General features: G+C 44.4%; 16 protein-coding genes and 1 pseudogene. 6 read left to right on the plus strand and 11 right to left on the minus strand.

Going from position 1 to position 18,289, the window contains the following annotated elements:
• Both H539_RS32630 and H539_RS0120245 read left to right on the plus strand, forming a co-directional pair.
• Positions 1–182, plus strand: a pseudogene (locus tag H539_RS32630) (hypothetical protein); the annotation flags it as partial.
• A gap of 281 nt (positions 183–463) precedes the next feature.
• On the plus strand, positions 464–2,395 hold the full coding sequence (locus H539_RS0120245) for a heavy metal translocating P-type ATPase (RefSeq protein WP_026695035.1): 1,932 nt from the start codon (positions 464–466) through the stop codon (positions 2,393–2,395).
• Between the two features lie 109 nt (positions 2,396–2,504).
• Here the strand turns inward: H539_RS0120245 and H539_RS0120250 are convergent, their stop codons facing one another.
• The gene (locus H539_RS0120250) at positions 2,505–3,317 is read right to left on the minus strand and encodes a YihY/virulence factor BrkB family protein (RefSeq protein ID WP_026695036.1); all 813 of its coding nucleotides are present in this window, start codon (positions 3,315–3,317) and stop codon (positions 2,505–2,507) included.
• A 19-nt stretch (positions 3,318–3,336) separates the two neighbouring features.
• Positions 3,337–3,738, minus strand: a complete 402-nt coding sequence (locus tag H539_RS29165; RefSeq protein ID WP_051348702.1) for a hypothetical protein — start codon at positions 3,736–3,738, stop codon at positions 3,337–3,339.
• 208 nt (positions 3,739–3,946) lie between these two features.
• On the opposite strand from H539_RS29165, the gene H539_RS0120260 reads away from it, so the two are divergent.
• The gene (locus H539_RS0120260; protein ID WP_026695037.1) at positions 3,947–4,168 is read left to right on the plus strand and encodes a DUF1128 domain-containing protein; all 222 of its coding nucleotides are present in this window, start codon (positions 3,947–3,949) and stop codon (positions 4,166–4,168) included.
• A gap of 92 nt (positions 4,169–4,260) precedes the next feature.
• On the opposite strand, the gene map is transcribed toward H539_RS0120260, so the two are convergent.
• Positions 4,261–5,016: a type I methionyl aminopeptidase gene (gene map / locus H539_RS0120265; RefSeq protein ID WP_026695038.1), complete on the minus strand. Its 756-nt coding sequence runs from the start codon at positions 5,014–5,016 to the stop codon at positions 4,261–4,263.
• A gap of 200 nt (positions 5,017–5,216) precedes the next feature.
• On the opposite strand from map, the gene H539_RS0120270 reads away from it, so the two are divergent.
• A complete protein-coding gene (locus H539_RS0120270) occupies positions 5,217–6,626 on the plus strand; it encodes a glycoside hydrolase family 18 protein (protein WP_026695039.1) in 1,410 nt (469 codons plus the stop codon).
• Positions 6,627–6,670: 44 nt separating this feature from the next.
• On the opposite strand, the gene H539_RS0120275 is transcribed toward H539_RS0120270, so the two are convergent.
• The 8 genes from H539_RS0120275 to H539_RS29185 form a co-directional block, all read right to left on the minus strand.
• Positions 6,671–7,186 (minus strand): type 1 glutamine amidotransferase domain-containing protein, encoded by a 516-nt coding sequence (locus H539_RS0120275; RefSeq protein WP_155890190.1) that lies wholly within the window; start codon positions 7,184–7,186, stop codon positions 6,671–6,673.
• Between the two features lie 92 nt (positions 7,187–7,278).
• Positions 7,279–9,123, minus strand: coding sequence for a family 43 glycosylhydrolase (locus H539_RS29170; RefSeq protein WP_051348703.1), 1,845 nt, complete (start codon positions 9,121–9,123; stop codon positions 7,279–7,281).
• 252 nt (positions 9,124–9,375) lie between these two features.
• On the minus strand, positions 9,376–10,278 hold the full coding sequence (locus H539_RS30275) for an alpha/beta fold hydrolase (RefSeq protein WP_026695041.1): 903 nt from the start codon (positions 10,276–10,278) through the stop codon (positions 9,376–9,378).
• A 123-nt stretch (positions 10,279–10,401) separates the two neighbouring features.
• Positions 10,402–11,172, minus strand: a complete 771-nt coding sequence (motB, locus tag H539_RS0120290; RefSeq protein ID WP_026695042.1) for a flagellar motor protein MotB — start codon at positions 11,170–11,172, stop codon at positions 10,402–10,404.
• Positions 11,165–11,956, minus strand: coding sequence for a flagellar motor stator protein MotA (motA, locus tag H539_RS0120295; RefSeq protein WP_026695043.1), 792 nt, complete (start codon positions 11,954–11,956; stop codon positions 11,165–11,167). The genes motB and motA overlap by 8 nt, the downstream gene beginning before the upstream one ends.
• Positions 11,957–12,183: 227 nt before the next feature.
• Complete coding sequence (locus H539_RS29180) at positions 12,184–12,594, minus strand: DnaJ family domain-containing protein (protein ID WP_051348704.1); 411 nt, start codon at positions 12,592–12,594, stop codon at positions 12,184–12,186.
• Between the two features lie 492 nt (positions 12,595–13,086).
• Positions 13,087–13,662 (minus strand): cupin domain-containing protein, encoded by a 576-nt coding sequence (locus tag H539_RS0120305; protein ID WP_051348705.1) that lies wholly within the window; start codon positions 13,660–13,662, stop codon positions 13,087–13,089.
• A complete protein-coding gene (locus H539_RS29185) occupies positions 13,646–15,313 on the minus strand; it encodes a M20/M25/M40 family metallo-hydrolase (RefSeq protein WP_051348706.1) in 1,668 nt (555 codons plus the stop codon). The genes H539_RS0120305 and H539_RS29185 overlap by 17 nt, the downstream gene beginning before the upstream one ends.
• 237 nt (positions 15,314–15,550) lie before the next feature.
• On the opposite strand from H539_RS29185, the gene H539_RS0120315 reads away from it, so the two are divergent.
• Both H539_RS0120315 and mreBH read left to right on the plus strand, forming a co-directional pair.
• Positions 15,551–16,825 carry an MDR family MFS transporter gene (locus H539_RS0120315; protein ID WP_026695045.1) on the plus strand — a complete coding sequence of 425 codons (1,275 nt, stop codon included), beginning with the start codon at positions 15,551–15,553 and terminating at the stop codon, positions 16,823–16,825.
• Between the two features lie 261 nt (positions 16,826–17,086).
• Positions 17,087–18,097, plus strand: a complete 1,011-nt coding sequence (gene mreBH / locus H539_RS0120320) for a rod-share determining protein MreBH (RefSeq protein ID WP_026695046.1) — start codon at positions 17,087–17,089, stop codon at positions 18,095–18,097.
• Positions 18,098–18,289: the final 192 nt, after the last annotated feature.

Raw genomic sequence — 18,289 nt, forward strand, 5'->3', positions numbered from 1 at the left:
ATTGGAGTGGAAGGCACGAAGACTCCTGCGGGAGCAGCGGGACAGGTGAGACCCCGCAGGCGAAGCTGAGGAGGCTCACCGCCCGCCCCGCGGAAAGCGAAGTGCCCGGAACGGAAATCAACGGACCTATTTCTACTCCATACAGGACCTCATGGAAATTCATGAGGTATTTTTTTTTCTAATCGTGCCGCACTGACCTTCATCCACCAACGCCGTTTACCTCAGCCAGAGGCGGGTAAATAAAATTATTCCAATTAAACCATCTTTGTGTTACTATAGAATCAATACCAAATTATATTAATTCTAATTTATAAATCTCATCTTTCATTTATTTGTATCGCCTATAATCCTTGCTGTCATCAATATGATGACAGCTTTCCTGTTTTTTTCAGCGTATTGAACTTGATTATCTTTCTCAATTAGAATGTTATATTTGCGAACAGGCCATGAAGGAGGAGTTTACATGAATGCCAATGCCAAAGCCTTATCAGAGGAAGATTTACGGAGTGACAGTCCCTCCCTGCTGCAAAGGATCCGCCCGCATGCTGAATTGATAGCAGCCTTGGTGAGCGGAGTCTTAATCGCAGCCGGATGGCTCTTATCAAAATCAGATGCTTCTGTCCTGTCTATTGTTTCGTTTTTATTAGCCTTTGTGATAGGAGGCTATGCCAAAGCCAAGGAAGGAATCGAAGAAACGATTGCCAATAAAGAGCTCAATGTGGAAATGCTGATGGTTCTCGCTGCCATCGGTTCTGCGGTAATCGGCTACTGGACAGAAGGCGCTGTGCTGATTTTTATATTCGCTGTCAGCGGCGCTCTCGAGACGTATACCATGAATAAGAGCCATAAAGAAATATCCTCTTTAATGGAGCTTCAGCCTGAGGAAGCCTTAAGGATCCTGCCAAATGGAAGAGAAGAAAAAGTCAAAGTCAGTTCTCTTGAAATAGGAGATATGATTTTAATTAAACCAGGTGAACGTGTTCCATCGGACGGCGCCATTGTGGAAGGCTCCACTAATATTGATGAGGCAGCGATTTCTGGGGAGTCCATCCCTGTAACCAAGGGTGTGAATGATGAAGTCTTTGCCGGAACGGTAAATCTTCGGGGGACCATCTCTATTAAGATTACTAAATCAAATGAAGAAACACTTTTTCAAAAAATCATTCAGCTTGTTCAAAATGCCCAAAGTGAGAAATCGCCCTCCCAGCAGTTTATTGAACGATTCGAAGGAACGTATGTAAAAACAGTATTAGCCATCGTATTTTTAATGCTTTTTGTTCCCCACTTTTTATTTGGCTGGAACTGGAACACAACCTTTTACCGGGCGATGATCCTGCTCGTCGTTGCCTCCCCCTGTGCGCTTGTGGCCTCGATTATGCCGGCAACCCTTTCAGCGATATCAAACGGCGCTAGAAAAGGAATTCTTTTCAAAGGCGGGATTCATCTTGAAAATCTCGGGAACATGAAGGCAATTGCTTTTGATAAGACTGGAACTCTTACAAGGGGAAAACCAGAAGTTACAGATGTGATTACAAGGGAAGACATGAAGGAAGAAGAGTTCCTTCAAACAGTTGCGTCCATTGAAAATTACTCCAGCCATCCGCTGGCACAGTCCATTGTAAAATATCATAAAGGCCGCTTTAAGAATGAATTGTTTAGACCAGAGAATATGGAAGATGTCCCTGGCTGGGGTGTCCGTGCTTATGCTTCAGGGCAGGAATGGCTTGTTGGGAAAGCCGGTTTTGCAGGCCTTGAAGCTGCTGAAAACTTTATGGGTGGAATCGGCCATAAGCTTGCCGAAGAAGGAAAAACGCTTGTATTCGCAAAAGACCAGCATGGGATTGCCGGGATTATTGCCTTAAAGGACCTGGTGCGGGAGGAGACAGCAGCCGCCCTGGAGGAGCTGAAAGCGGAGAGTATCCATACAATCATGCTGACCGGGGACAACAGGGATACAGCCCGCGTGATTGCCTCGGAGAGCCATATTGATGAGTATATCGCGGAATGTCTGCCTGAAACAAAGGTGGAAGAAATCAAGCATCTGAAAGAAAGGTTCGGTTCGGTAGCCATGGTCGGGGATGGTATAAATGATGCACCTGCCCTTGCCACCTCTTCAGTCGGAATCTCCATGGGAGACGGTACCGATGTTGCACTGGAAACAGCCGATGTGGTGTTGATGAAAAATGATCTTCAAAAGATTGCCCATGCCATTAAACTATCGAAGAAAATGAACAGAATCATTAAGCAGAACATTATTTTCTCCATTACTGTGATTATGGTGCTGATCTGCTCAAACTTTCTTCAGTTCCTGGATCTTCCTTTTGGAGTTATCGGCCATGAAGGCAGCACAATCCTGGTGATATTGAATAGCCTGAGGCTGCTAAAGATTAAATGAAGAATAAGATGATATTAAGAAGGACCCTGCTATATCTGACTGTCATTTCTAGATAAGCAGGGTCTTTTTATTTTTGACTCTTAGATCTTAACCTTTGCAGCAGCTATTTTTAACAGTCAGGCTTATGCCGGTCGCTTGCCATGGCGTTGATTTCCCCTCCGATGATAAGGATAATCCCAGTCAAGTAAAACCACACCATAAGAACAATGATTCCTCCGAGCGTTCCGTAGGTAGCTGCATAATGGGCACTTTTCTCTACATAGAACGAAAAGGCATAAGAAACAAAAATCCAGCCTCCAGTAGCAAATAAGGCTCCTGGAAGTACGGTCAGACATTTCAATTTAATATTAGGGGCGAACCAATAAAGCATCAAAAAAATGATAAATAACACGAATGTACTGATTCCCCATCTAATAAAGGCCCATATGTACATGAATTCTGAAGAGAGGCCAAGGAAATCGCCAGCAGCTCTGCCAATCTGACTCCCGAATACCGGAAGAAGCAGGGCAATGATGATCACTGCCATCATCCCCAGTGTAAATACCACAGACAATGCCCTCGATAGGATAAACGGCCGATTTTCTCTTACATCATACGCTTTATTAAAAGCCTTGACGATTGCGTTCATCCCCGTCGAGGCTGTCCATATAGAGGCAGCGATACCAAATGAAAGAAGTTTCCCGCTTCCTTTCATGAGTAACCCCAAATTTTTCCGCACCAGCTCCATTGTCCCTTCAGGCGCATACGATGCCGCAAAATTCAAGATATCCCCCTCCTTGATAGGAAGGTAGGGAAGCAGGGAGATAAAAAAAAGCATAAAAGGAAAAAGAGAAAGAAGAAAAAAATAAGCAAGCTGGGCCGCCATACCGGATACATCATCCGCTGCAATTCGTTTATATAAGTCACGGATAAAGACCTTCATGCTCCCAGCTCGCTTTTCATTAATGAGTGATTTGTGAAGCCTGATTCATGCTGCCCTCATGCATTTGGGCATGGCCGTCATGGGTTAAAACATCCTTTGTTTCCATGACCACTTCAGCAACCTGAATCGGGACTTCCTTTAATTCATCCACCTTTTCGGAGATAAAGGTAAGATCATCCGAAATTTCTTCAATCTGAGTGCGCAGTCTTCCAGAAAACTCACCCATCCTAGCAAGGCCATCCATCGGATTTTTAAAGAAAGACTTCATTCCGGCATATGTCTTCCGGCTTCCATCCATGAAGGACATGCGGGTTCCACGATCAAACATTGCTAGAGCCCCTCCCGCTGCAGCACCATATAAAAGCCCTCTCAATAGCTTGCTGTTCCCCCTGCTAAAGCTGTTTACCTGCTTTTCCATCATTCAGCTCCTCCTTGCCATGCTAGTCAGTTTTCTTAAAGTATTGTGGTGCTTTTTTATTTTTTATCATTTCAATAAAAATATAATCCACAAATTTTTCTAAATCTTACATATGACTTAAGTAACGGCTGTTCTTTTAAAGTGGTTGACTTTTATCATGGAAAAATGGAAAGATGGACTTACATATTAGTTGCAAGGAGAGGACAAACAGATGGACTTAAAACAAAATACCCCTCAGAATGTAGAATTTATGGTGGAAAAGATCATTGATAAGTTAAGGATCATGAACATCGGCGCAGTAAAAGCGGTATCGTTTAACCAGGAAATGTATGAGGAGCTTTTTGATATTTATGAACTGGTCATGAAACAGAAGCAATTTTCTCCGAGGGAATTAGAGGCAATTGCAGAAGAGCTTGGAAGGCTTAGAAATTAATCCCTAAAAGTTTCAAAACACAAAAAAAGAATCCGCCCTTATGTGCAGAATACACTCCATAAGGGCGGATTCTCTAAAAATTTTTTTTAGAATTAGACGACTTCCTGATCGGTCAGGATCAGCGGACCGTTGGAAGTTATGGCGATGGTGTGTTCATACTGCGCAGAATACTTTCCGTCAAGCGTCCTTGCAGTCCATTTATTTGCATCCATCCGGGTATGGAACGTACCGATATTAATCATGGGTTCAATGGTGAATACCATTCCCTCTTTAAGACGGACTCCCTTCCCCTCCTGGCCAAAATGGGGAACATCCGGTTTTTCATGGATAACGGATCCGATTCCGTGTCCGATAAAATCCCGCACTACCGAAAACCCCTTTGCCTCAGTGAACGTCTGGATGGCATAGCCAATATCCCCTATACGGTTCCCAGGCTTGCAGGCCTTAATTCCTTCATATAAGGCATCCTTTGTTACTTTTAACAGCTCCTCAGTTTCCGGCTGAAGGCTCCCCACTCCATATGACCAGGCAGAATCCGCTAAAGCTCCGTTTAGATTGACCACCATATCGATTGTGACGATATCCCCGTTCCTCAACGGACTTTTTCTCGGAAACCCATGGCAAACCTCATCATTCACACTTGCACAGGTGGCATATTTGTAGCCTTTATAGCCTTTTTGCTCAGGGCTGGCTCCATGCTTTTGCAGATAACCATTCACGAACTCCTCAATTTCCCATGTAGTGATACCGGGTGCAACCAGTTTGGCTATTTCTTTATGACATGAAGCCAGGAGCCGTCCAGCCTCGTGCATCGAAGAGATTTCGCGGTTCGATTTTAGAATAATCAATTTTTGACCACCCCTTGATTGAATAATCCTCTCCCTATTCTATCCTAAAAAGACTCACTCTGTTAAATTCCAAAAGGAGCTGCATCCGTCTTCCGCTGCCTCATGAATAGATTCAGCTTCCGGGAGACTCGGGAATCATAAAACCATTATTGAAACATAAATTGTTAGGAAGAGCCTTATTATTACAAAGGAGGGTCTTTATGCTGATTCATGTGGTCAAACCAGGAGAAAGCTTATGGTCCATTTCCCAGTCCTACAGGGTTTCAGTCTCCGAGATAATAGCCTTAAACGAACTGCAGCAGCCGGATCGGCTGGTGAACGGGATGTCCCTGATCATCCCCTCACTTTCCCAGACCCATATAGTCCTAAGGGGAGATACCATCTGGAAAGTTGCAGACTTATACGGCGCCGATGCACAGTCCATCGTCCAGGCAAACAGGCTTACGGATCCCGGCCGCCTTGTCCCTGGCACTTCCCTGCTCGTACCGCCAAAGACCCATATCGTCGCTGCAGGTGAGACGTTATCCCAAATTGCCGTCCGAAACGGAGTTCCTCTTACAGAATTGATTCGGATAAATCAGATACAAAATGAGCAGGTGCCTGCTGGTACAAGGCTATTCATTCCTTTGAGGAAAAGATTCATTGAGGTAAATGCTTATACAACAAACCAGGGGAAAACCGGTGCCAAAGAGGTAAGTGATTCTGGAAGATACCTGACCTATTGGACACCATTTGCCTATACTATACAGGCAGATGGAGGTCTGGATCCTATTAAAGACGAACCAATCCTTGAGGCTGCAAGAGTTCAAAAAGTAGCACCTATACTTGGAATTACAAATTTCTCCTCTACGGATCCCGGTTCTCGGCTTGCTCATACTATCCTGTCAAGCAGGGATCTGCAGGAACGTCTCCTGGACAATATTATCAGCGTGATGCAGGCTAAAGGATATGCAGGATTAAATGTAGACTTTGAAAACGTACGGCCGGCTGACCGTGAGCTTTATAACCAATTCTTAAGAAGGGCTGCAGCTGTCCTTCACCCGCGGGGATATTCCCTCTCAACTGCTGTAGCTCCCAAAACAAGTGCCGGGCAGCAGGGCCCTTTAGTCGAAGCACACGATTACCCAGCCCATGGAGATATTTGTGATTTCGTTGTCCTGATGACCTATGAATGGGGCTATAGACTCGGTCCTCCACAGGCTATTTCACCGCTTAACCAAATTAGAAATGTGCTTGATTATGCAGTGAGCGTTATTCCTAGAAACAAGATTTTCTTCGGATTTCAAATATATGCACGTGACTGGCTCATCCCGCATCGACAGGGACAGGAGGCAGAAACCTTCAGTCAGCAGGAAGCCATCCGGAGGGCGGTTCTGCATGGTGCAGCGATTGAATATGATCCTGTCTCCCAATCCCCCTTTTTCCGTTATACGGATTCCAAGGGACAGAGGCATGAAGTTTGGTTTGAAGATGCCCGGAGTGCACAGGCTAAATTTGAAACGGCACTGGAATATGGAGTCCGCGGTATCAGCTACTGGGTGCTGGGGTATCCGTTTCCCCAGAACTGGCACCTGCTGGCTGATCGGTTTACCATCCGAAAAATCCGCTGATGACCATAAAAAAAAGGAAATGAGCCGCGGCCCATTCCCTTTTTTTATTTCAATAAATTCAAAGACTCCCGGGTAAACGCAGGAATATCATCCGGATTACGGCTGGTTACCAGCTGGCTGCCACATACAACCACTTCTTCATCTTTGAAATTCACACCTGCATTCTCCATATCTACACGGATAGAAGTGAATCCAGTAGCTGAACGGCCGTCAAGTGTTTTTGCCGTAATCAGCAGCTGAGGACCATGGCAAATTGCAAAAACCGGCTTCTTATCATCCATGAATGATTTCGCAAATTGCACAAAGCGATCATCTGCCCGCAGCTGATCAGGAGAAAATCCTCCCGGAATGAAAAGAGCATCAAAATCGCCAGGGTTTACCTGATCGATGCTCTCATCGATCGTTACTTCAACTTCGCCTTGTTTGCCCTTGACTGTCTTGCCTTTTTCCTTCTCTATGGCAACCACTGTATGGCCGGCTTCCTTAAAGCCCTGCGCCGGGTCTCTGTACTCAGAATCCTCAAAGTAATCCGTAATCACACAGGCAATTTTACTCATGATCAATCGTCTCCTTTTCCTTTTGAAATGTTGTCTACAACATATTGTCTTCCCTTTTCCCATAGAGATAAACCTTATCAAAACAATAGGAATCGTTACTTTGATATTGTAATATAATCAAAGTCGCATTTTTCAGGAGAGAGCAGAGATATAACGTTAACTCCAGGCTCAAGAGAAATCCGGACGATTGCATCCGTCCAGTCCTTCGCCTTATTTAGTGAAGCGGATGCTTGATGCCGTCCGTTAACATTAATGGACTGAGTCATATTCCTGCTTCCTGTGTTTTTATATTTGATTTCCAGCACATATGCTCCTCCCTGCTTGACGGAAAGAGGAAACACCAGGGTGCTGTTTTTTTCGGCCGCTGCTATCTGCTGGTTTCCTGCCTCAGGGTCGAAAGCTGGACTGGCTTTTTTTAGATAGGCTAATTCTGCTTCGTATCTAAATGCCCGGGCTGACTTTGGTATAAGCTCTATCGAATCTACCTCAGTGAAAAGTTTCCCTTTTCCAAGACGGATGCTGTCTTGATTTCGGTCCAGCCGGACATCCATTTGGGCATCCCTCCAGGAATCCCAGCCAAAGCTGTCATAAAGCAGCTCGTTCTGTCTTCCATTAACCGTCACCAGATGGCTTGCGGTATCTCCCATGCCATTTGAATAACGCACATTCAGGATATAGTCTCCCTTAGGAAGACTTAGATTGTTAAATTCAATATAGCTGTCTTCATAATCCATTTTCCCTACCTTTGCACCACCCGACGCACTGGAATTGGGGATGATTTCAGCATGATGGATTTGTGCTTTTTCTGCCTCATACTTATATACAATCCCGGGCTGTGCAGACATAAGCAGTCCATGTGATTCTCCTGAGGGGGCATGCATCCAAGAATCTGCTGGTACAGGGCTTCCAAAGTCCGGGGAACCATCCTTGTTCCAGCTGAATTCCTGCATCCGTATATTCCGATTCCAGCCTGCCCCTTTAAACTTAGCTGCATGATAGACCATCCAATCTTCCCTTCCATCCGGTGACTTCACAAAGCTGCCATGCCCGGGGCCGTACACATTAAGCGCCGGATTGCTTTTAAATACAGGCTGCCGGCTTTTAATCCAGGAGGATTGAATCAATGGATCCTTCCCTTTTAGCGACAGCATGCCAAAACAGTAATCATCTGTCCAGCTTCCGCTTGCTGAGTAAATAAGGAATACCTGGCCTTTATGATTTTTAAGAATTTCCGGACCCTCATTTATAAGCGGATTACCTTTCTTCTCCCAGTCCAGCTCTGGACGCGAAATTTGTGCTCTTTTCCCGCTGATGGTCCAAGGGTTTGCCATTGGAGCGATGTACAAGTTCTGGCTTATATTCTCATCGCCTTCCCAGCCTGACCAAATAAAATATAATTTGCGGTCCAATTCCAGTACAGTGCCATCTATTGCCCATTTATCGCTTGGATCGGATAATTTCCCAAAGCTTGTCCCTTTAGGATAATGATAGGGGCCCATTGGATCAGAGCCATCAGATTCAAGCACATACATTCGCTGCTTGCCCATATCACCGTCAGAAGCAGCAAAATAAATGTACCATCGTCCTTCCAGATAATGAAGTTCTGGCGCCCAAATATTGGCTCTGTTCGGATCACTGGCCCCAGGGCTCCAGACCACCTTTTTTTCACCAGAATTAAGGTGAGTTAAGTCCTTTGATTTCCAGACTGTAACATTATTTCCCGTTGTCTGTGTGTAATAATAAAAGCCGTCTGAATGCTTGATTACCCACGGATCTGCTCCATCCCCCATAATAGGATTTTTAAAAGTTTTTTGCTCACCGGAGTTCAAGTTTTGATTTTCCGGCACTTTTGCTTTTGCTGAATCTGCAGACATAAAAAGTGGATTCATTGTAAGAAGGACAATGGCTGCAACGAAAATACCTGCCGCTTTTAGTTTCATAGAATCTTCCTCCTGTTTTATAGATTGGCTGTTTTCGCAAACTGCTTTGGAACAAGGTGGTTGATTTAACAATGAGATCCCCTCTCAGAACTCTTTATAAAACAACAATCTTTTAGAAAAGAGCCTATAGATTTTTAATTTCCATCTCATTAATGATAGCGCTGTCATTTATTGTATTCCATAAGCCAATTCTCCTAAAAAAAGAGCAGTTTCAGTTCTTAATAACCTGGTAACCAGCCCAGCCGTCCTCTATCAATCAACCCTGCTCTTTTTCTTAGTCAATCTCCCGAACCGATTCATTCCTTCTTCCAGATGATCCAAAATCTTTATCCTATGATCCAGAATCATAAAATGTCCTTTATGCGGTATCAAAAACAGATTTGCTCTCTTATATTCATTTTTTAAGAAAGAGGAAGCGGCATGAGTGGAAAACAGGTCTTTTTCTCCCTGCCAGATCGTCACAGGAAAATAGCTGTCTTCTGGATATTCAAGAACAGCTGAACAAACCGCAGACAGTTCATCATAAAGATGGCGGCCCTTAAGCCGGCTTACGTCTTTGACCGCCTGGTTAAGCAGTTCTTTTACTTCAGAAGCGGGGGGGATGGGGTGACCGGAAGCATCGGAAACCGATAAACTCAGTCTCTTTTTTAATTTTCTGGCTATCCATCTGCTTATTAGTTTAGCTGCTTTACTTGAAAATGCCGGAGCCTTCTCTATCAGCCAATTCACACATTTCCAACTAATTGGAAGGATAGACTTGACCCTTTTTAAACCAATTGGCAATGTACTTCCTATAAGAGTCAAACTCCTGATTTTTGATGGATACCGGTTGGCAAATGCCTGAGCGAATAGCCCTCCCGTTGACCATCCGGCAATCGAGAAGGCTGACAGCTTAAGAGAATCCGCCAGTTCCAGCAGATCTTTCGCATAATCATGAAGATCATATCCGGAAAATAAGCTGGATTTTCCATAACCAGGTCGGTCTGGCGCGATTAAATAAAGATTTCTCCTGGTTAGTTCTTCTTCCATTTCAAACATGATTGGCGAGGACGAACCAAAGCCATGCAAATAAACAATTGGTCTGTTCTGCTGGTTTCCAATCAGAAAATACGATAAAGTACGGCCATCCCGAAGCCTCAATAGTTTTTGTTCCATCACTCGAAAGCCCCCCGCCAAGTTTCAGATACCCTAACTGATTAATTCCCTTTTCAAGCATGAAGAAACCCTGTTCATTTGAAAGAACAGGGCCGGTACTTTTATGGTATACTTTTATGGTATTTATTGATTATTCTCATTCGGCATGATTAAAATCTCCACGCGCCTGTTCTTTGCGCGGCCTTCTTCAGTGGAGTTGGATGCAACAGGCTTAAATTCTCCATATCCCTTTGCGCTGAACCACTGCGGTTTTAGTTTTGGGTTTTCCAGCAGGATTTTCATGAAATTCACTGCCCTCATAACACTGAGGTCCCAATTGGAATCAAATTGAGAAGTGCTGATCGGCATATTATCTGTATGACCGCTGATCACCACGCTTCGCGGAGGATTCATGACCAAAAGGCCTGAAATCTCACTTGCGAGCTTTTGGTCCTCCGGCCTGATATCAGCGGTCCCAGAGTTGAACAGAACTTTATCACTGATCGTGACAAGAAGACCTTCGTCTGTAAGTTTAGTTGCAAGTCTTCCTGTCAGGTTTTTCTCCTGAATATATGCATTCACCTTTTGCTGAATTTGGGAAAGCTCCTTCTGATCCTCTTTGCCCAGTCCGCCTTTATCCTTCTGCTGGTTATTATTATCTGCATCATTTTTCCTGTCCAGATTTTCTTTCTGTCCCTCTGGCACAGGGCTGGGATAATCCAGGACCCCGGTTCCCCCGGTGAACACATCATTGAAGGCTTTGGAAATCAGCTGAAACTTTGCAGCATCCACTGAGCTCATGGCAAAAAGAACAATAAATAAAGCAAGGAGTAATGTCAGAAGATCCGCATATGGGATAAGCCACGACTCGTCTACATGGTCTTCATGATGCTGTTTCTTCTTTCGTTTAGGCATCTTCTTTCACTTCACCTTCAAGCAAGTTCTTTCTTTCCCCTGCCGGCAGATAAGAAATCAGCTTCTGCTCGATCGTCCTCGGTGCTTCACCTTCCAGAATGGACAGGATTCCCTCAACCATCATTTGTTTGACCCTGATCTCAGCTTTTGACTTTCTCTTTAGCTTATTCGCAAAAGGATGCCAGAGCATATATCCTGTAAATATACCCATTAGGGTTGCGACAAAGGCCGCGCTGATTGCATGACCCAATGCTTCCGTATCATTCATATTACTTAAAGCAGCAATTAATCCGACTACTGCCCCCAGTACGCCAAGAGTAGGGGCATAAGTACCGGCCTGGGTGAAAATGGCCGCTCCGCCTAAGTGCCGTTCCTCCATCGCTTCAATTTCCTCTGATAGAATATCCCTGATATAGTCCGCACTCTGTCCTTCTACAGCTAAATTCAGTGCATTCTTTAAGAATGAGTCTTCCACATCCTCAGAAATGGCTTCAAGAGCGAGAAGTCCTTCCTTTCTTGCTACCTGTGCCCATTCTGAAAATGTCTTAATGACTTCCCTCTCCGAGATGAATTTACTTTCGGTAAACAATATCTTAAAGAGCTTTGGGACCCTTTTTATATCACTTGCAGGAAATGCTATGACTACCGCAGCCATAGTTCCGGCCACGATAATTAAGATAGCCGCCGGATTTGCAAGTGCCGCCGGGCTGACCCCCTTTAAAACCATTCCGACACCTATGGCTATAAGGGCAAGTATTATTCCGATTATTGAAGTTTTATCCATAATGCCCACCTGTCTTTATTAGTCGTTTTGTTTCTTCACTTATATATCGGCCTAAAAAAGAAAATAGTGAGCAGTTTCCGCATTTTTTCATGCGCAATTATGGACAAAAAATGAATGGAGGCTTCTTCAGAACTGGAACTCTTATTCTTAGTGAGACGAAAAAAGAAAAAAGAGACTGGCGCCTCCCTTCTCTATTTGGGCGATTCCAGTCTCCTTTGCGGATACTTTTATTTTTTCGGGTGAGATCTTGAAAGATCCCCGTTCCCGCCTATCCTGCTGTAAACTTTATCACCATACTGCCGAAAGGCTTTGGAATGGGATGATTCTCTTTTTTCCATGACCTTCCCAAACTGCAGAAGCTTTTCATTCAATTGCGTTGAAAGTCTAGCCTTCTCATTTTCATCATCACAATTAGCCATTAAATCCTCTATATTGATCAGCTCTTTTCTGATTTTATCTTCTTCGGACTTAAGCATGCCGGCGTTTTTCATCATTTTATACGCCATTCTCATGCTCTCAGGAATAGAAGAAAGATCTTCGAGCTCTAACGGTTTACCCAGACCTGAAAGATTTTTAAATTCACCCTCGCTGATGGCTTTTTTGATTTTATCCTCTGCTATCAGATGAGCTATATCCATGTGAATCCCCCTCGCACCAAAATATAAAAGAATAGTCCTCCATGGCCAAGAATTCAGCCCCTTTCACCTACTATATCGCAAAAAAGCAAAAATACACCTTTCCTTTCTTATTCGGTGTGGAATTTCGTTTGTTCAGATACTTGGACCCATTATGAAACGGCCTTCTTTATCAGCTCTTTTACTTTTGCATCGTTTTTCCATATATAGCCTTACGTTAGAACGTTAATAATAATGCACACAGAGGAGCAAACTGACTAATATCAAACATCAAAGGAGGAATTCCCCTGGCACGCGGCAAATCATTCGATCATAAGAAAAAGGGTCATCCCGGAGATTTTCCTGATCACAGTCCCGCCCTTCCAAAGGACAAAACCCGGAATTTTGAAGAAGTTGAGGATATCGTTACTTATGAAGCCTTTAAAAACCGAGTAAAAACTGGAGAAAACGAACAATAAATATTTTGAAAGCAGGCTTTTTTGGGCCTGCTTTCCTCTATTCCTGTGACATCATCCATATTCCAACGGCAGCAGTCTCTCCTGCATTTTTAAAGCTGTGAGGCAGCGTGCTGTCAAACATAATACTGTCTCCCTCCTGGAGAGTGTATACCTCATCTCCCACAGTGACTTCCAGGATTCCCTGAAGAATATAGCCGCATTCCTCCCCGTTATGGAACATAAGGGGCTGGTCCTTTGTATGTCCTTCTTCAATAATCATCTTAAAGAATTTTTGCTTTTTCCCTGTGCCCGCAAAAAGCATTTCATACCATACATCAGGCCGGGATAATTGAAGCCGGGAATGACCTCCCTTTCGGATAATCTGCACCCGATCATTCTTCGGCTCTTGAAAGAAAGAAAAAACATCCACCTCTAAATGGCAGCTGAGTTTCCAGAGCGTTTCAAGAGATGGAGCAGCCATCCCCCGCTCAATCTGGGAAATCAAACTCTGGCTGACACCGATCAATTCAGCCAGCTTATCCGTCGTCAAACCCTTGCTCTTCCTAAAAGCACGAATCTGCTTGCCAATCAGCTCCTTGGGGAGGTCTGCAGGTTTTTCAAGCTTGCTTTCCATAGAGAACTCCCCCTTTTAAAACAGATAAGACCGCAAACTTTAAGAGCCCTGGAGCCGCAGTGAGGGAAAAAGGAAGCTCCAGTCTTTCTGTCCGCTTATGTGCATCCTTTCCGTAGGGACCGATATTAATGGCTGGAATATTCAGGTCCTTTATGACAGGCAGAGGCAGGTCATAGCCTCTTCCGTACAGCGGCATTTCCTTTTCCAGCGAGGGAATGACTTCATCTGCATCCATCAGCCTGCAGTAGCAGATATCGGATAAACCCTCAAAATAGTTTTTTAGCTTCACTTCCTCATTATAGGTATACCTGGCATGATCAATCAGCTCCCCAGCCATCTCTAATAGCCTCTCTTCCTTTGGGCTCATTTTATCCAGGTAGATATGAGGGTAATAAGGAGGAGCAAACATAATCAGATAAAAAGGGGCAAGATCCGGAAAAAAACTGCTGATTCCCCTGGCAATTTCTACAGTAAGCTGCCTGTAGTCCATATCAGCCGAAGTCTTCATTTGCAGCAGGCTGTCCATTTTTTCGGCAAAAGGATCGCCGTGCCTCTCCAATCCAAGCGCATAGAGATCTGAATACGTATAGACCCCTGGCTTTAACCCTGCCAATTTCTCATTCAACGGAAGGCGGTCCTCCTGATAGGCCTCTGCGATCCTTTGAAATATTTCTTCAGAGCTTTCCCTTGCTGCCATGACAAGTTTATCCATTACGGTCTGCGGACTCTGCTTCAGGGTTAAGATGTTGTATAAAACATACGCGTCTGTTGGTGTCTGTACATTATAGGCATCCTTAAGATCTGTAATCTTCAGGGAGGTCGGCCTTGGGTTTCGCTCATACCCCTCCTCTTCCTTAAAATAAGCAGAGAGCTCGATTTTATTGGTGACTGCAGCTGCCATCCACGAGGCATTCACGCCTTCAAGAGGCTCCCCCACATGCGTTTCCTTCCCGCTGCAAAAAATCAGCGGCAGAAGTTTTCCGACAGAACCTAGATACATGTATTTAGATTGGTCGCCAGGATAGCCTGCAAAGCTGGGTTCACTGCATATGCAGACTTCATAGTCCAGGCCCAATTCTTCCTTCAGCCTATGCAGCAGCCGGATTCCCTCAAACATTCCTTCAGAATTTCTCTCTTCATCCGGGACCGCCAGCAGCAAAACATTACCTGCAAAATCCATTTCCTGAACCAGCTCGGAAAGAAGGGCGATTTGCAAGGCAAGTCCCGCCTTCATATCCATGATTCCTCTGCCAAACAGCCAATTACCCGACTCCAGGTCCTCCCTTACTTCAGGAGGCAGAGGTTCAGATAAGAGCCTGGCTGTATATTCATCCGGCTTAAATGCCAGAGGCTTCAAATATCCATAATCCTCGATTCCAACCACATCAAAGTGGCTTAATAAAACCACAGTCTTGGAGGAATTCCCATTTCCCTTGAACAAGGCAGCCGCCATATTTCTTTTAAGAGAGTCATTCAGGAGAGCTTCTTTATACAATTGATCTGGATGATCTTGAAAATAGGGGATTTCTCTTAAAATAGCCAGAATTTCATCTGCCATATCTATTTCCTGGCTTGATCCTGATATACTCGGAACTTTGACCAGCCTTTTGATCAATTGCAGGATACCTTCCTCATGATTCCAATGTTTCATGTGGAACTCCCTCCTTTTATTAATGTTGTTAATTTTTTTATTAATACTGTTTCTATCATTATATAAAAATTCTAAACATTCAATCATTATTTTCTGACATAAAAGAAGAATATTGTCCGGGAAATATGTCTTTTTGTGAAAATGCTCCTTCTCTTTTCTTTTTCTTTTCTGTATTGTCAGTCATATTTCAAACAAGGTAAGATGGTAAGGGTAAATACAACGAAATGGAGAAACTGTATGCGGCTTCGTGAATGGAACAAAAATTTAAAAATCCGCCTTGGCGGAGAGGCTTTGGTGAATATCACATTCTGGATGTTCTTCCCCTTTCTTGCCATCTATTTCACAGATGCCTTTGGAAAAAATATTGCCGGAATGCTATTAATTTTTTCACAGGTATTTTCAGTAATCGCCAACCTGATGGGCGGCTATTGTGCAGACCGATTTGGCAGAAAGAAAATGATGGTGATTTCTGCAGCCGGGCAGGGGGCTTTCTTTGTTTTATTTGCAATGGCGGATTCCCCGTGGCTTCATTCCCCGATGATCGGGTTTATCTGTTTTACCATTGTGAGCATATTCGGCTCCTTCTATTGGCCAGCAAGCCAGGCAATGGTAGCCGATGTAGTGGAAGAAAAAGACCGGAATGATGTCTTTGCCGTTTTTTATACCTCTACGAATATTGCGGTTGTCATCGGCCCTATCCTGGGCGGCATTTTTTATGTGAACCACCGTTTTGAGCTTCTATTTTTATCAGGAGTGATCTGTATCCTGCTAAGCGTCGTCCTGGCAAAATGGACAAGTGAGACCGCACCAAGGATGGACGCCCCATCTGCGGCAGGAAGCAGCAGAAACGGACTGCAGTTTTTAAAGAACCAGATTTTCGAGTATGGGGTCATTATCCGTGATAAGACCTTCCTGCTCTTTATTGTGGCAGGAGTTCTTGCAGCACAAACCTTTATGCAGCTGGACCTGCTGATCCCGGTCTACACAAAAGAAGTCATTTCCTCCCAGACTCTTTTTTCATTTGGGGACTGGTCCTTTGGACTCGGAGGGGAAGAAGCTTTCGGACTATTAATCTCTGAGAATGGGTTTCTAGTGGCGCTGCTGACAATTGTCGTATCTAAGTGGATGTCCTCCTATCAGGAAAAGCATGTATTCATTGCTTCATCTATCATCTACGGCGTTTCCATTTTCCTCATGGGCCAGACTGGGATACTATGGGGGCTGATTGGAGCGATGGCTCTTTTCACCTTTGCGGAGCTGATGACTGCAGGTATACAAAACGGATTTATTTCTAAGCTTGCACCCGAGCACATGCGCGGTCAGTATTTTGCCGCAGCCAGCCTGCGTTTTACTCTGGGGAGAACCATAGCCCCCTTATCCATTCCCATGACCGATTTTTTTGGATTTGACTGGACTTTTGGAATTCTTGCTCTCCTCTCCCTCTTCAGTGCCCTCCTTTACTTTGTCATGTACAGGCGGTATGACTTAACCAAGGTGAATCCTGCCAAATAAATAATAAAAAAAGGCTTATCCCTGCATAAGCCTTTTTTACTGTTTTTATAAATAGGAATTTTGGCTAATCTTTCATATTCCGTCAAAATTTATTACTTCATTTCCTTTTTCCTGCAATTTCCTATAACTCTAGAACTAGAATTCACGCAGTTTCCCGACAGGAGCCAACAATTACCACCTTTTCAAACCGACATAAAATTGAAATTTTATGTAGAATGCTGTTATGGGGTTAATCCAAACTCTATCGAAAGGGTGACATTTTTGTTTAAAAACACAAATGAAATAGGAATTGATTTAGGAACTGCCAATACACTGGTATATAGTAAAAATAAGGGAATCGTATTAAATGAACCTTCTGTGGTAGCCATAGATACAACAACAAAAACCGTTCTTGCCGTTGGAGCAGAAGCCAAAAGCATGATCGGGAAAACACCGGGAAATATCATAGCCGTGCGTCCGTTAAAGGATGGAGTTATCGCAGACTTTGATATTACCTCCCAAATGCTAAAGCAAATCATGAAAAAAGCCGGCAAAAAACTAGGCTTCTCCATTAGAAAGCCAAATGTAGTCGTTTGCACACCATCCGGGTCCACATCTGTTGAGCGGCGCGCCATCCATGACTCTGTAAAAAGCTGCGGCGCGAAACAGGTCCATCTAATTGAAGAACCGGTAGCAGCAGCCATCGGCGCCGATCTGCCTGTAGATGAACCAATCGCAAATGTGGTTGTCGACATAGGAGGCGGAACAACAGAGGTAGCCATTATCTCATTCGGAGGAGTTGTTTCCTGCAATTCCATCCGCATAGGAGGCGACCAGCTTGATGAAGACATCGTCCAATATATAAGAAAAAGATACAACCTCCTTATCGGAGAAAGAACTGCGGAACAAATCAAAATGGAAATCGGATACGGACTTATCGAGCATGACGAACTTTCCATGGAAGTCCGCGGGCGTGACCTGGTTACCGGCCTTCCAAAGACCATCACTCTAAGATCCTATGAAATTCAGGATGCCATCAAAGAATCCCTGCTGCATATTCTAGAAGCCATCAGAGCCACTTTGGAAGACTGCCCGCCGGAACTAAGCGGCGACATCGTCGACCGGGGCGTCATCCTGACAGGCGGTGGAGCACTCCTCAACGGAATCCAAGATTGGCTGAGCGAAGAAATCGTAGTACCAGTCCACCTGGCTCCAAACCCGCTCGAATCCGTAGCCATCGGAACAGGCCGCTCCCTCGACGTCATCCACAAACTGCAAAAAGCAGCGAAGTGACCCGAAAAGCGGAGAACGGTGCCTCTCCAGTAAAAAAAATGCTAAAGAAGCATGTTTAGCCATACAATTTAATTACTAGACTTGTTGAGAGGCAGCCATCCGACAAGCATAAGACGAAGCTCCCATGGGAAGTGCTCTTTCTTCCCATGGGAGCTTTGGCTTATGACTCGAGGATGGCAGTTCGGAGCTGGA

The organism is Peribacillus kribbensis DSM 17871 (assembly GCF_000430765.1).
Classification (GTDB): Bacteria; Bacillota; Bacilli; order Bacillales; family DSM-1321; genus Paraperibacillus; species Paraperibacillus kribbensis.